Origin of the sequence: Legionella qingyii, assembly GCF_003990155.1 — a bacterium.
GTDB classification, from domain to species: Bacteria; Pseudomonadota; Gammaproteobacteria; order Legionellales; family Legionellaceae; genus Legionella; species Legionella qingyii.
On sequence record NZ_RZGX01000012.1, the window covers coordinates 90932 to 105832 of the forward strand.

The window sequence follows — 14901 nt, forward strand, 5'->3', positions numbered from 1 at the left end:
TGGATGAAATTATTATAATTAATTAGAGGACTTTAGCAAATTTAGAATAAAATGAAAATACATTTAAAATCATGTAATTAATTACTTGAAAAAGTATATTGCATCTTTTATTGACAGAAAGTATAATCCATGATAAAAATATTGTTATTAAATTAGACAAAATAAGTAATTTTATGACAATAATGCGCCCCAATATGAATATGTGCATGAGCTGCCTGAACATTGTTTTTCAGGTTGGGCATGTGCAGTTGAATTTGGCGCTATAACTTCCCCACAAACCCAATACCAATGTTCAGGATATAGTTTCATAAAAGCGCCCTTAAAAAAATAGAGGGCTTATCCATGAGCATATGCATTTTAAAAGGGATAAACAGCGAATCCATTGATGAAATAAGTTATCCGATCATCAAGGGATGTTATCAAGAGTTAATTGACGCTTTAGTCAAAAAAGGTTTTTCACTCGAAAGCATCAAAATTTATTTTGATGACGAGCAGCGACAAATTCATTTTGACTACTATCCAGATGAAATGGAGGTTCTAATCACATATACGGATTTTGATGAAAAACTACAACTTAATCTAACCCAAAAACCTTTTGCATCGAGTTGGGATGGTAATCGCTACCGTCTTTGGCATAATAAATCGGCGGATGAATATGTATCTGAAATTAAATCGTTATGCCAGTTGTCCGTTGATTTGGCCCACCAAACAAATTATTCTCATTCCAACTGGAGTTTTTCACAAGCTTCACACTCTTATTTCTCAGTACCACAAAGAAAAGAAGCATTGAAAAAATCCTTTGAAGAGTTAAAAAGTAAAAAAACACTCCCGAAAGGAATCTACTTAGGTGAAATTCATCATCACAAATTTCCAAAAATATTTCTTGTTGAAAATCTGGAATACTTTAAAAAATTAGGAATAAAAACCTTATTTTTTGAATTTCTTTTTTATGATCGTCATCAAACATTACTGGATACATATTTTAATAGCTCTAGCGAAGATCTTCCTCCCGAGCTAGCTGCCTATCTATATTTCAAAGATGTAGCAAGTGGATGCGGGTTTTCCGGTTACACTAATATAGTCAAAGCAGCCAAAAAAGTTGGAATTCGTGTAGTAGCCCTAGACTCTTATCCAGCAATTTTATCCTGTATTAAAAGTTTTCAAATTAAACACTTGGATGGAGATGATCATTTCAGAATTCATAGTTTCAATGGCAATGCAGCGAAAATTATTGAAAAAGAAAATAATGAGGAACCCTATCTGGCGTTTTTAGGCTTTGATCACAGTTACGTTAGTGGAAATTCTCGTTATAAAAACATTAAAAGTGTTGCGGAATTGTTACCCAATACATGTTCGGTATTTCTTACAGATGGTCAAATAGCTTATAAAAATTTTTATGCACCTTTTTTTAGTAATGATAAACCATTGGTATTTAATTACAGTCGACTTGATGAGGCAGGAGCCGATATTATTGAGTCGAGTTGGAATATTCCGGATTGTAAATTATAAGAGAAAAGATATATGGAGTCGAAGGAACACTTAATACTGAAACTTGATTTGTGGGCGTCTAGCCTGGAGAAGCATAGCGACAATCATGCAGGCTACGATCCTCGCTTTTTCTCATCGAGTGATTTTAGAAATGCCAGCTTCTCTGCAATTTTAATTTCTAATCCACGAGGAACTGGTTTATACCAGCCAGGTTCTTGCATATCATCCGGTAAATAATGTTCTCCAGCAGCGTAAGCATGTGGTTCATCATGAGCATAGCGATACGCTTTTCCATGTCCTAGTTTTTTCATTAAACGAGTAGGAGCGTTGCGCAAATGAACAGGCACTTCTCGAGATTTATCTCGTTTTACAAAGTCCATCGCTTGATTAAAAGCAACATATGCTGCGTTACTTTTTGCAGCAATTGACAAATAAATAACCGCCTCCCCTAGAGCAAGTTCTCCCTCCGGAGAGCCTAGCCTTTCATAAGTTATTGCAGCATCGTTTGCAATTTGGACAGCTCGTGGATCAGCTAAACCAATATCTTCCCATGCCATCCTAACAATTCGCCGTGCCAAATAACGTGGATCCACCCCTCCATCCAACATACGGCATAACCAATATAATGATGCATCAGGATTAGAGCCACGTACAGATTTGTGTAATGCAGAAATTTGATCGTAAAAATTATCACCACTTTTATCAAAACGTCTGACCTGCTCTGCCAATGAATTCATAACAAATTCTTTAGTCACTTGTTTATTATTCATTGCAGTACATGCCGTGTGTAATTGTTCCAGACTATTTAATAATCGTCTTGCATCACCATCAGCAAATCCGATAAGCATTTCTATCGCATCGTCATCAAATTGAATATGGGACAAAACAGTCTGATTCGCCTTTTGAAATAATCGTTTTAACTCTTCATCTGTCAAGGATTTTAAAACATAAACTTGGGCACGTGATAATAAAGCTGAGTTTACTTCGAAAGAAGGATTTTCTGTAGTAGCGCCTATGAAGGTTACTAAACCAGATTCCGTATAGGGCAATAATGCATCTTGTTGAGCTTTGTTAAAACGATGAATTTCATCAATAAACAATATGGTATGTTTACCTAAGTTTAGATTTTCCTGTGCTTTTTCAATTGCTGCGCGAATGTCCTTAACCCCTGAAAATACAGCAGAAAGTGCTATCCATTCGCAATCAAAAGCTTCTGCAGTAATTCGAGCAATTGTTGTCTTGCCAACACCTGGTGGTCCCCATAAAATCATCGAATGAAGTTTTTTAGCTGCAAAACTGAGCCGTAAAGACTTCCCTTCTCCCAATAAATGGCTCTGACCAATCACTTCATCCAGGCTTCGGGGTCTTAGAAGCTCCGCTAGCGGTGGCGTAGGCATTGTCTCAAACAAACTCATTGCTGTACCACATCAACCCCTTTTGGCGTTTTGAACTGAAACAAACCAGTAGCCAATTTAGGGTTTAATTTAATTTGTGATAATTGAACCGTAGTCACTTGGCCTAATTGATCGTATAACTCCAATCCCGTTAGGCTATTTTGCCGAAACACTAATTTTATTCGTTGGAAATTCGCTTTAGGTGATTTTGATTTTAAATCAAAAACAATTTCATTACCCATATTACTCTGAGTTACAGTAAAATCTCGGGTAACAGTATTGTCATAGCCGCTTAAGAATAAAGCAGCGGTTCCCCCTAAACCTTTTTTTTGTGTTTTAACAGTGACTTGCTCTAAGTCCTTGTCATAAACCCAAATTTTTTGTCCATCTGCTACCATTAATTGCGCCATTGGCTGCAAAGTTTGCCAACGAAATCGACCAGGTCTTTGTAATGCCATAGTTCCTGATGAACGAGACACTACTCTATGTTTTGCTTTTACAGATTGCTTAAAAACAGCCGTCATTGAACGTATGCTGTTTAATTTGTTCTGTAGCAACACATCAGGAGTTTCACAAAACCCTACGGTAGAAACACTTAAGAGCAATGCTATTAATATTTTTTTCATAATTAATCCTCCGTTACGGATGATACTAAGACATCTCGATAACCACCATCTAATGGACCCACAATCCCCGTCCGCTCCATTTCCTCAACCATTCGTGCTGCACGGTTGTAACCTATTTTTAGACGTCGTTGAACTGCAGAAATACTCGCTTTACGTGTCTGAATAACAAATTCGACTGCTTGATCATAAAGAGGATCATCATCTTCTGCTGATTGACCATCTTCATCAGCCCCACCTTCATTGCCATCACCAGTCAACTTTAAAATATCATCAATATAATCAGGCTCACCGCGAGCACGCCAGTCATCAGCAATACGATGTACCTCTTTGTCATCAACAAATGCACCATGAACTCGTAACGGTGCGCCGCTTCCAGGGGCCAAATACAGCATATCGCCATGTCCTAATAATTGTTCTGCACCCTGTTGATCTAATATAGTACGAGAATCAATTTTTGACGAAACTTGAAACGAAATTCGTGTTGGAATATTTGATTTAATCAATCCAGTCAAAACATCCACAGAAGGTCTTTGAGTAGCAAGAATCATATGAATACCTGCCGCTCGGGCTTTTTGAGCAATACGTGCAATTAACTGCTCTACTTTCTTACCCACGACCATCATCATGTCAGCGAGCTCATCAATCACAACGACAATATAAGGCAGAGACTCCAACGCTGGAGCAGTTTCATCCATTGAGTCAACGGGCTTCCATAAAGGATTAACGAAAGGTTGGCCATTGGCGATTCCTTCAGCGACCTTAGTGTTAAATCCAGCCAAATTCCTTACACCCATAGCTGCCATCAATTTATAACGTCGTTCCATCTCTTCAACGCACCAACGCAAGGCACTAGCAGCTTCTTTCATATCAGTAACAACAGGAGTTAACAGATGAGGAATGCCATCGTAAACCGATAACTCCAGCATCTTAGGATCAACCATGATCAAACGTACCTGTTCTGGAGTCGCTTTAAACAAGATACTTAGAATCATTGCGTTGATACCAACTGATTTTCCGGAGCCTGTTGTCCCGGCTACTAATAAATGAGGCATTTTTGCTAAATCAACTACTACAGGATGACCTGCGATATCTACACCTAAAGATAAAGAAATAGGTGAGTGAGCGTGTTGGTATACATCTGCCAATAAAACATCTGATAGCCGAACCATTTCTCGTGAATGATTTGGTAACTCCAATCCAACTACGGTTTTGCCTGGAATTACTTCGACAACACGAACTGAGATTACAGATAAAGAGCGAGCCAAATCTTTAGCCAAAGCAGTCAATTTACTTACTTTAACACCTGCAGCCAGTTGTAACTCAAAACGTGTTACTACAGGTCCCGGGTGTACAGCAACTACCCCTGCCTGAATACCAAAATCTAATAAATGCTGCTCTACTTCCCGTGATAAATTCTCTAACTCTTGATGGGTATATCCACCCATGGGCTTACCTGGTTCTCCTTTATCCAATAAACTTAGAGAAGGTAATTCACCTGAAATACTAACTTTGGGTATACGAATTTCTTTTACTTCTTTTGCAGGTTTAACAATTTCCGGTTTAACAATTTCAGTTTTATTAGATTCTGGTTTAACAACTTCAGCTTTTATATCACTGCTAACTAAAGAAGGAGGAGTAATAACCTCTTTTTCTTTCTCTATTTTTGGCTTAAATAATTTTGGAGCAGGTTTTTCACGAGGTATTTTGGTAGTTTCATTTGACTTGGAGCGCGCAACTTTATTATTAAAAAACTGCATCGTCTTTTGTACTGTCTTAGAAACATAATTTGTAGTGAATAAGGTATAAAATCCAATGAGCTCGACCGCCCTTATCCAGGATAGGCCGGTTAACCATGTAGTTCCCACCAAAAGCATGGCTAATAAAACCAGGCTTGCTCCATGTAAATTCAGCATTTGATACCAACCACCACCTACAACTTGCCCTATAAATCCTCCGGGGCCATGAATTAAGTCTATTTGACCCATTTCCGCCTCAAGGCTTAATAAACCGCACCCTCCAGCAAACATAAGCATCAAGCCAATAGAACGAAGCAATAAGACTCGCTTATCAAGAGTTTTTAGGGTATGAACATCATGTAACAATGCCCATGAAATATATGCAAAAGCAATGGGTACCAAATAAGCAAAATACCCGAATGTAAAATAAAGAGCATCAGCTATGTAAGCCCCTACTTGTCCACCTGAATTTGCGACAACAGACCCTGCACGTGAAACATGAGAAAACCCTGGGTCACTGTTCTTATAAGACAGCAAAGACAGGAGCACAAAGAAAGCACTTGTTAAAATTAATATAAAACTACCTTCGCTAAGTCGCTTTACAACATAGTTAGGCAAGTGTTTTTTAGAAAGACCAGATTTTTTTCCCGAATGTTGTTTTTCCATAGGTATTTTCATATCTTTGTTTTTGTCATAATATTCGCCATCTTAACACAAAATATCAAAATATTAAGGAAGGCAGAGAGAATGAGCTCAAGCAATCATCACCGCTTAATCATATTAGGTTCAGGACCAGCAGGTTACACTGCTGCAGTCTATGCTGCAAGAGCCAATCTTCATCCCGTTCTAATCACTGGCATGCAGCCAGGAGGTCAATTAACGACCACAACAGATGTAGATAACTGGCCTGGCGATATTGAAGGATTACAAGGGCCCGCTCTGATGGAGCGCATGCAAAAACATGCTGAACGCTTTGAAACAAAAATTATTTTTGATCATATTGTTAAAGCAAATTTGTCACAAGCACCGTTTACCCTTCATGGTGATAGTGACACTTATACTTGCGATGCCCTCATCATTGCTACTGGAGCATCAGCACGTTATTTGGGATTAGAATCGGAATCAGCTTATCAAGGCCGCGGAGTTTCTGCCTGTGCTACTTGCGATGGCTTTTTTTACCGCAACAAAACAGTTTGTGTCATTGGTGGAGGAAATACTGCGGTTGAAGAAGCACTGTATTTATCTAACCTGGCCTCTTCAGTAACGTTGATACATCGACGCGATAGTCTACGTGCTGAAAAAATTCTTCAGGATAAACTTTTTGAAAAAACGCGTACTGGCAATATCAAAATAATATGGAACTCTACTCTTGATGAAGTCGTAGGTGATGGTAAAAAAGTAACTGGTGCCTTAATTCGCAATGTACAAAATAACTCAAAGGAGTTATTAAATGTTGACGGCGTATTTATTGCTATAGGACATACGCCCAATACAGATTTATTTAAAGATCAACTCGTTATGAAGAATGGTTATATTGTCATTAAATCAGGGCTGGAAGGCATGGCCACGAGTACGTCCATTCCCGGGGTATTTGCCTGCGGAGATGTAGCTGACCATGTGTACCGACAAGCCATTACCTCTGCTGGTTTTGGTTGTATGGCAGCTCTTGATGTAGAGCAATATCTGGATTTGAATTTTAAAAATTAGGGTCTGATTAAAATTTGGTGCAGTGAAGTTAGCGCTTAAAATATAACCCTGCTTCACTGCTACTGAATTAGAACATCACTCATAATACCTTTGATGCTTTGTTTTGATTAAGCATTTTCAATATAATATCTTTCCCCATAGCCTCTACCATCTTCATAAATAATGGGGGTTTATTTGCTTGCAAGCGATGCAAATCGGAATAACTCCAGTATAAATAATCCACAGGCTCTCGTGCGTATATGGTAGTACTGGCCTTTCCATCTCTAAAATAACTCATCTCCCCAATAAAATGATATGGACCTACCTCAATAATCGCTTCATCTACCTCAATATAAACCAATCCTTTTGTAATCAACATTAAATTTTCTACAGGTTCTCCCTTGATTAATATTTTCTTATTTCTGGAAGTACCTCGTTCACTTAATTTAATCAGGCGAATAAAATCACTGGTTTGCATACTTACAAAAAACAAATCTTTTACTTGTTGTAAATCATAAGGCAAATCTTGAGGCATCAAATCTCTTAACAAAATACCTATCTGTACAAAATTAATAATTAATGATGCAATAGCCCAATATGCAACCGGGGGCACATCAGCTAATGCTCCATAAAGCAAAAATGATAAATCAGATAATATGAAGATGGTGCGGATAAAGAGTACTTTTCTGAAACAAAGGCTGAGAAGCATTAAAATGTTACCCAAACTATACAGATGATCCAATTGCTTCCTCCAATTCTCGCTTATAATAAGTGTAGAATAAAAAATGATTTATAAGAGAAAAATTCCTGATAAATTGAGGAGTTCAAGTTGAATTATAATGAAATCCACTTCTTTCCAAATCCAGAAACAAGTGATGACCAAGGTTTATTATTCATTGGGGGTGATTTATCCCCTCAACGCATTCTTCAAGCTTACAGACAAGGAATCTTTCCCTGGTATGAACCAGGAACACCAATTCTCTGGTGGTCGCCAAATCCAAGACTCATATTGATTCCTAATGAATTTAAATTGTCTCGCAGTTTGCAAAAATCATTAAAGAAAGCCTTCAGATTCACGATAGATACCGCTTTTAAACAGGTAATTACAGCATGTGCTACGAGTGTTAATCGAATCAATAATACCTGGATAACTAAAGAGATGATCGCAGCCTATACTCAATTACACACTATGGGTTATGCTCATTCCTTTGAAATATGGTACGAAAACGAACTTGTCGGAGGCTTATATGGACTCAGTTTAGGTCATGCCTTTTTTGGTGAATCTATGTTCCATAAAATGACAGATGCTTCGAAAATTGCCTTCTACTACTTATGCAGAACGATGAGTGAATGGAACTATGATTTTATTGATTGCCAAATTCCGACCAATCATTTACAAAGTTTAGGTGCCAAAATTATTGATCGAAGAGAATTTCTTCACATGCTCTATCAGTCTTTAGAGCATCCTACAAAAAAAGGTTCATGGCGCGTCAATTAAGATTTCAAATAGCAACAATCGTGTACTATTATTATACCATATAGGCAATTAATTACCATTTTGTCTCGTTATAGCGTTAGTAATTGATAATTAATTTTATTAAGGAACTCGGAGTATTGCCCTATGGAGTCAAAACAAAATAATGAACCAGGGCCTAAAGTGCCTGTTATTTTTCGACCACTTAGCTGTAACCAATTACATGATATTTTGGAACACAATGGTGCGACAAAGAATGAAACAAAGTCTGTCTTTTTAATAAGGGACAACTCAGGAGGGTTTATAACTGTTTCATATTACTCTCTAGAACATGAAATGGTAAAGAATCTTCGATTTGGGTTAACAAGTGATGGATGGAAAACAGTACCTAAACCTCCTAAAGAGCCTTCATTTACAGATACACTTGAGGTAAAAACAAAATATATCATTGAAAAAGCAAAATTTGATGAAGAAATGCAGAGCTTTATTAATACCGCAAAAGTATTATTTGAACAAAATGTTAGGCCTGAGCAGATTAAAGCACTCAGTTATGAATTACAAAAAAACGAGTTTAATATGCACGGTCTTATTAGGCCCAATCGTGAACAAGCCAGCAAAGAAAGACACTATATTGATTACGTTAAGGATGCATTCTTAATTGAAAATCCTCTTAACTTAGCAATAAAGTAGACTGGCACAAATTATCTTTGAGTTTGGCACTCCTCAGAGTTGGGCACAAAAGCCAATAATAGAGCGATAAATAGTTAAATTTTGCTGGGCTTTGATTGCCATTTTCTTTATTTTAGTGCAGTATACACGCTGTAAGTATATAATCACACATAATAAACTTTATAAATTTGGTACATCACTGAGAGACCTATGGCAAAAGAAGATCATATAGAAATGGCTGGTACGGTTATTGATACCTTACCCAACACCATGTTTCGTGTTGAATTAGAAAATGGACATGTTATCACTGCTCACATTTCTGGTCGTATGCGTAAGAATTACATTAGAATTTTGACTGGCGATAAAGTTAAGGTCGAATTAACACCTTATGACTTAACTAAAGGCCGCATTATATTCCGCGATAAAAACTAAGTAACAACTTATTTAAAAAATCCCTTCTTTAACAGTAGCCTGAGATACGGCAAAACGTAACTCGGGTTTTACTTTTATAGTGATTCCTAAAATTATCGCACTATAGCCTGGGTCATGGCTTGCGCCTTAACCCAGGCTACAGAAATTAGAAACTATAAAGCTTCAAATATTGCAGCAGCGCCCATGCCTGTACCTATACACATGGTTACCATACCATATCGCCCTTTAGTTCTTCTTAATCCATGCAATAAAGTAGCTGTTCTTATTGCACCTGTAGCACCTAAAGGATGGCCTAAAGCAATTGCTCCTCCTAAAGGATTCACCTTGGTTCGAGGAAGATCAAGCTCTTTGATTACCGCCAAAGCTTGAGCGGCAAACGCCTCATTAAGTTCTATCCAATCCAGTTGCTCTAAAGTAATACCTGCTCGCTTTAAAGCAATAGGAATTGCCTCGATAGGACCAATTCCCATAATTTCAGGAGGGACACCAGCTACAGCATAACTTAGTAATCGCCCAATTGGTTTTAAATCATATTGATGTAAGGCCTGTTCACTGGCTAAAAGAGCAATACCAGCACCATCACTGGTCTGTGAACTGTTTCCTGCCGTTACTGTTCCTTTTGTTGCAAAAACGGGTTTTAATTTAGAAATAACATCATATGAAGTATCAGCTCTCGGTCCTTCATCATCATTCACCCATTGATTTTTTATTATTGCTGTATCAGTTCCTAAATCAGCCTGTCGTATGGTAATTTCTACCGGACTGATTTCAGCTTTAAAGTCACCACGTTGCTGTGCTGCTACCGCTTTTTTATGGCTTTCAGCAGCAAATTCATCTTGCTGCTCTCGAGAAATTTGCCAGCGCTTTGCAACATTCTCAGCTGTAATGCCCATCCCATATGCAATTGCAACATCTTCATTATTGAAGATAACAGGATTTGCTGTGTATTTATTTCCGCCTAAAGGTACCATAGACATGCTTTCAACACCGCCCGCAAGAGCCAAATGCATATCACCACTGCGTATAGACCCTGCAGCGGTAGCAATACTTTGTACTCCAGATGAACAAAAGCGATTGATTGTCATTGCAGGAATAGACTGAGGTAGATCAGCAAGTAATGATGCAATACGTGCCACATTCATACCTTGCTCAGCCTCAGGCATAGCACATCCTATTACAATATCCCCTATTTGTTGATGATCCACTGATGGATTGCGCTTCATTAAATCTCTGATCACATGAGCCAATAAATCATCTGGTAATGTATTTTTAAATACACCACGTGGTGCTTTACCTACTGGAGTACGTAATGCGTCAACTATATATACATTAGTCATTTCAAATCTCCCTTAGTTGCGTAATGGCTTGCCAGTTTCAAGTAAATGACTAATCCGCGCTTGGGTTAATGGTGTTGCGGCAAGAGTTAAAAAGGCTTCACGCTCTAACTTAAGCATCCAACTCTCATCAACAAACGTATTTTGATTGAGGTTACCACCGCACAGTACGGTTGCTAACTCCGTAGCAATGAAATAATCATGCTGAGAAATAAATCCTCCCTCCAACCAATTAACCAAACCGGCTTGCAATCGAGCTTTACCTTCTATACCTGCAACTTGAAACTGTTTCTTTAAAGGAGGTTGGTAGTTCTCTGCATGCATGAAATTTACCTTAGCCAATGCTACATAGAGTACTTCATCAGCATTCATGACATAGCTGTCCATACTTCGCAAATACCCCATTTGCTTTGCCTCGATCGCGGAACCTGCAACTTGCGCTGTTGCAATTTGTTGGTAGTAGCTTTGAATTATTGTCATTAAATCGCCTTTAGGTGACAGATTTGCCGCCCGCATTGCCATTTCCTTACATCCACCTCCTGCTGGTATTACTCCAACACCAAATTCAACAAGACCTGGGTAGGCTTCAAAAGCAGATGCCACAGCATCACAATGCATCATTAACTCACAACCACCGCCAAGAGCGCGTCCTCTTACTGCTGCAACTGTTGGAATAGAACTGTATTTCAAACGTAAAGCGACGCGTTGAAATTGTGCGATCATAGCGTCCAAAGCCTGCATTTTGTTTTCCTTAATTAAATTAAGGACACCGCGTAAATCAGCACCTGAACAGAAATTATTCGCATCTTGTTGATAAATAATTAACCCACGACATTGCTTCTCTGCAATTTCTACAGCAGCTTCCAGTCCATCAAGAACTGACTGTCCCACAGTATTCGCTTTGCTTTTGAAATTCACTACAGCGACATCATCTTGTAAATGCCATAAACGGACACCCTCATTTTCATAAATCACAGGTGTAGGATGCACTGACTCTTTAATGACTCGATCAGTGAAGAATTGACGTTGATAAACTGGCAATTGACTTCGAGGTTGATAATCATTCATCTGAGGAGAATAAGCTCCCTGTTCAGTATAGAATGCATTGATTTCAAAAAGCCATCCAGGCAGTTGAGCCGAACTAAGAGATGATTGTTCCTTTATTGCTTGATTAATGTATTGAGCCATGGTTGCCAAATCAGCTAATTGCCACGTTTCAAATGGTCCTTGTGCCCAGCCAAACCCCCAGCGAATTGCCAAATCAACGTCTCTGACATTATCGGCAATTGTCTCAAGATGATACGCGCAGTAGTGAAATAAATCCTTGAAGCAGGCTGCTAAGAACTGTGCTTGCTTGTTATTGGAAGTCATTAGATTTTGCATGCGCGTAGCAGGATCAGGATTACCCATAATCGCTTTTAACTCATCGCTGACAACCGGTTGAGCTAGACGATAATGTGCTGATTTAACATCATATACTTCAATAATCTTGCCATTCTTTCTATAAATCCCTTGGCCTGTTTTCTGCCCTAAATGCCCATCCTTAATTAGATTAGTGAGCCATTCGGGTAGTTTAAAACTGTGATGCCATGGATCATTTTGTAACTGTTGTTGCATTGTATAGATTACATGCTGCATAGTGTCTAGACCAACAACGTCCATGGTGCGAAAAGTGGCAGATTTTGGTCTTCCTAACAAAGGACCAGTTAATGCATCAACTTCATCCAATCCCATATCCATGGCAAAAGCATGGTGCAATGTAGCTAAGAGAGAAAATACACCAATGCGATTAGCAATAAAATTAGGCGTATCTTTGGCACGCACAACTCCTTTACCTAAATAACGAGTTAGCCAAGCCTCCAGATTATCTACTAATTCCTTATTAGTTGTTTTAGCAGGAATAAGTTCAGCAAGATGCATGTAACGTGGAGGATTAAAAAAATGAACGCCACAAAAATTTTTTCTATGTGCCTCAGGTAAAACTGAACATAATGAATTAATACTCAAACCGGAGGTATTACTCACCAAAATAGAATGTTCTGTTAAAAATGGGGAAATACGCTTGTATAAATCTTCTTTCCAGTCCAAGCGCTCAGCAATTGCTTCAATAACTAAATCGCATGAAGTCAAATCAGCAAGATGTTGATCATAATTTCGCGATTGTAACAATGTTGCAGTTTGGGCTGTCGCAAGAGGAGCAGGTTTTAGCTTTCCTAAATTAGCTATTGCCTTATCAATCAACGCATTAGCATTTCCTTCTTTAGATGCCAAATCATAGAGTAACGTTTCTATACCAGCATTAACACAGTGCGCTGCAATTTGCGCGCCCATAACACCAGCTCCCAGAACTGCGACTTTTTTTATAAAAAAAGATCCCTGCATTCTTTTTTCCTCGTTAAAGTAGCCTGGGTGAAGCGAAGCATAACCCGGGTTCATGGAACATGATAATTACCTGGGTTATGCTTCGCTTCACCCAGGTTATACTTGCTACTTAAATCAAGCCAAATCAAACCGAATACCTTGAGCTAACGGTAATTCATTTCCCCAATTTATTGTATTGGTCTGTCGACGCATATACGCTTTCCAAGAATCAGAACCAGACTCGCGCCCACCTCCTGTTTCTTTTTCTCCACCAAATGCTCCGCCAATTTCAGCACCTGAAGTACCGATATTAATATTAGCTATACCGCAATCACTTCCCCAGGCACTTAAAAAGTGTTCTGCATTTTTTAAATTTTGGGTAAACATAGCAGAAGACAATCCTTGTGGTACATGATTTTGTAAAGCAATTGCTTCATCGATTGTCTGAAAAGACATAACATATAAAATCGGTGCAAATGTTTCCTCTTGAACAATCTCCCAATGATTTTTTACATCACACACTAACGTAGGTTCCACAAAGAAGCCTGGTCTATGCACTGGTTCACCACCAAATATAATTCGACCACCCGCTTCTTTAATGCGAGCTATTGCACGATTAAATTGTTCAACAGCTTGTTTATCAATCAGTGGGCCCATTAAATTTTTCTTATCTAAAGGATCACCAATTGTTATTTGCTCATAGGCAAAACGTAAACGCTCAACAACATAATCGTACTTGGAGTGATGAATAAATAAACGTCGCGTAGAAGTGCATCGTTGACCCGCCGTGCCTACTGCCCCAAAAACAATAGCCGGAATTGCTAAATGAAGATCAGCAGTCTCATCGACAATAATTGCGTTATTACCACCTAATTCTAGAATAGTCTTACCTAATCGAGCAGCAACTTTAGCTGCAACCTCTTTACCTACTGCTGTTGAACCTGTAAATGAAATTAGTGGTATTCGTTTATCATTTACCATTGCCTCAACCACATCGTGACTCTCTGGAATAACTAAACTGAATATTTCCGGACAACCATTTGCTCTTAATACATCATTGCAAATATGCTGAACAGCTACAGCGCATAGAGGAGTCTTTGCTGATGGCTTCCACAATGTCACATTTCCACAGATAGCAGCCAGAAAAGCATTCCAGGACCAAACAGCAACCGGAAAGTTAAACGCAGAAATAACGCCAACAATACCGTATGGGTGCCACTGTTCATACATTCTATGTTGTGGACGTTCAGAATGCATGGAATTACCATATAACATCCGTGATTGACCTACTGCGAAATCAGCTATATCAATCATTTCCTGGACTTCACCGTCCCCTTCTTGTTTGGACTTACCCATTTCTAAGGAAACTAAACTACCTAACGCATCTTTATGATCACGTAATGCTTGACCAATCTGTCTGATGATCTCCCCTCTTTTAGGAGCAGGAACTTTTCTCCATTCATGGGCAGCAAATTCAGCACGGGTCATTATCTCTTCGTAATCACTCATAGTGCACGTTGCTATTTCTGCAAGCTTTTCACTATTGGCTGGATTATAAGAGATTAACTTATGCTCATGAATTCCACTTTGCCAACCTTGCCCACTAAAGGCTCCAGGATTAACTGCATGAATTTTCAAGCGTTTTAATATATCCATTAATTATCTCCATAGTAACCCGGGTACAATAAGACAGAACCCGGG

General features: G+C 38.6%; 12 protein-coding genes. 5 read left to right on the forward strand and 7 right to left on the reverse strand.

What is annotated here, in order from left to right:
• The first annotated feature begins 342 nt into the window (after positions 1–342).
• The gene (locus tag ELY20_RS10210; protein ID WP_110142180.1) at positions 343–1509 is read left to right on the forward strand and encodes a TraB/GumN family protein; all 1167 of its coding nucleotides are present in this window, start codon (positions 343–345) and stop codon (positions 1507–1509) included.
• Between the two features lie 92 nt (positions 1510–1601).
• On the opposite strand, the gene ELY20_RS10215 is transcribed toward ELY20_RS10210, so the two are convergent.
• From ELY20_RS10215 to ELY20_RS10225, 3 genes are read right to left on the reverse strand one after another with little or no spacing between them, the layout of a single operon-like run.
• Complete coding sequence (locus ELY20_RS10215; RefSeq protein WP_110142181.1) at positions 1602–2903, reverse strand: replication-associated recombination protein A; 1302 nt, start codon at positions 2901–2903, stop codon at positions 1602–1604.
• The gene (gene lolA / locus ELY20_RS10220) at positions 2900–3508 is read right to left on the reverse strand and encodes an outer membrane lipoprotein chaperone LolA (RefSeq protein WP_110142182.1); all 609 of its coding nucleotides are present in this window, start codon (positions 3506–3508) and stop codon (positions 2900–2902) included. The genes ELY20_RS10215 and lolA overlap by 4 nt, the downstream gene beginning before the upstream one ends.
• Positions 3509–3510: 2 nt before the next feature.
• On the reverse strand, positions 3511–5910 hold the full coding sequence (locus ELY20_RS10225; RefSeq protein WP_110142183.1) for a DNA translocase FtsK: 2400 nt from the start codon (positions 5908–5910) through the stop codon (positions 3511–3513).
• Positions 5911–5991: 81 nt separating this feature from the next.
• Here ELY20_RS10225 and trxB point away from each other — a divergent pair, with 81 nt between their 5' ends.
• A complete protein-coding gene (gene trxB / locus ELY20_RS10230; RefSeq protein ID WP_110142184.1) occupies positions 5992–6951 on the forward strand; it encodes a thioredoxin-disulfide reductase in 960 nt (319 codons plus the stop codon).
• A 79-nt stretch (positions 6952–7030) separates the two neighbouring features.
• Here trxB and ELY20_RS10235 read toward each other — a convergent pair whose 3' ends face one another.
• On the reverse strand, positions 7031–7672 hold the full coding sequence (locus ELY20_RS10235; RefSeq protein ID WP_110142185.1) for a cyclic nucleotide-binding domain-containing protein: 642 nt from the start codon (positions 7670–7672) through the stop codon (positions 7031–7033).
• 87 nt (positions 7673–7759) lie between these two features.
• Here ELY20_RS10235 and aat point away from each other — a divergent pair, with 87 nt between their 5' ends.
• The 3 genes from aat (at position 7760) to infA (ending at position 9505) form a co-directional block, all read left to right on the forward strand.
• On the forward strand, positions 7760–8428 hold the full coding sequence (gene aat, locus ELY20_RS10240; protein WP_110142186.1) for a leucyl/phenylalanyl-tRNA--protein transferase: 669 nt from the start codon (positions 7760–7762) through the stop codon (positions 8426–8428).
• 123 nt (positions 8429–8551) lie between these two features.
• Positions 8552–9094 carry a hypothetical protein gene (locus ELY20_RS10245; RefSeq protein WP_110142187.1) on the forward strand — a complete coding sequence of 181 codons (543 nt, stop codon included), beginning with the start codon at positions 8552–8554 and terminating at the stop codon, positions 9092–9094.
• Between the two features lie 189 nt (positions 9095–9283).
• On the forward strand, positions 9284–9505 hold the full coding sequence (gene infA / locus ELY20_RS10250) for a translation initiation factor IF-1 (protein WP_019233117.1): 222 nt from the start codon (positions 9284–9286) through the stop codon (positions 9503–9505).
• Between the two features lie 152 nt (positions 9506–9657).
• Here infA and ELY20_RS10255 read toward each other — a convergent pair whose 3' ends face one another.
• The 3 genes from ELY20_RS10255 to amaB form a co-directional block, all read right to left on the reverse strand.
• Positions 9658–10842, reverse strand: a complete 1185-nt coding sequence (locus tag ELY20_RS10255; protein ID WP_110142188.1) for an acetyl-CoA C-acyltransferase — start codon at positions 10840–10842, stop codon at positions 9658–9660.
• A 12-nt stretch (positions 10843–10854) separates the two neighbouring features.
• Positions 10855–13221, reverse strand: a complete 2367-nt coding sequence (locus ELY20_RS10260; protein WP_110142189.1) for a 3-hydroxyacyl-CoA dehydrogenase/enoyl-CoA hydratase family protein — start codon at positions 13219–13221, stop codon at positions 10855–10857.
• A gap of 114 nt (positions 13222–13335) precedes the next feature.
• On the reverse strand, positions 13336–14856 hold the full coding sequence (gene amaB, locus ELY20_RS10265) for an L-piperidine-6-carboxylate dehydrogenase (protein ID WP_110142190.1): 1521 nt from the start codon (positions 14854–14856) through the stop codon (positions 13336–13338).
• Positions 14857–14901 lie beyond the last annotated feature (45 nt).

Excerpts from the sequence above, each read along its gene's own strand:
- ELY20_RS10225 (WP_110142183.1), bottom strand. The coding sequence starts at position 5,910 with ATGGAAAAACAACATTCGGGAAAAAAATCTGGTCTTTCTAAAAAACAC.
- ELY20_RS10260 (WP_110142189.1), bottom strand. The coding sequence starts at position 13,221 with ATGCAGGGATCTTTTTTTATAAAAAAAGTCGCAGTTCTGGGAGCTGGT.
- lolA (WP_110142182.1), bottom strand. The coding sequence starts at position 3,508 with ATGAAAAAAATATTAATAGCATTGCTCTTAAGTGTTTCTACCGTAGGG.
- trxB (WP_110142184.1), top strand. The coding sequence starts at position 5,992 with ATGAGCTCAAGCAATCATCACCGCTTAATCATATTAGGTTCAGGACCA.
- ELY20_RS10210 (WP_110142180.1), top strand. The coding sequence starts at position 343 with ATGAGCATATGCATTTTAAAAGGGATAAACAGCGAATCCATTGATGAA.
- ELY20_RS10215 (WP_110142181.1), bottom strand. The coding sequence starts at position 2,903 with ATGAGTTTGTTTGAGACAATGCCTACGCCACCGCTAGCGGAGCTTCTA.
- infA (WP_019233117.1), top strand. The coding sequence starts at position 9,284 with ATGGCAAAAGAAGATCATATAGAAATGGCTGGTACGGTTATTGATACC.
- amaB (WP_110142190.1), bottom strand. The coding sequence starts at position 14,856 with ATGGATATATTAAAACGCTTGAAAATTCATGCAGTTAATCCTGGAGCC.
- ELY20_RS10245 (WP_110142187.1), top strand. The coding sequence starts at position 8,552 with ATGGAGTCAAAACAAAATAATGAACCAGGGCCTAAAGTGCCTGTTATT.
- ELY20_RS10255 (WP_110142188.1), bottom strand. The coding sequence starts at position 10,842 with ATGACTAATGTATATATAGTTGACGCATTACGTACTCCAGTAGGTAAA.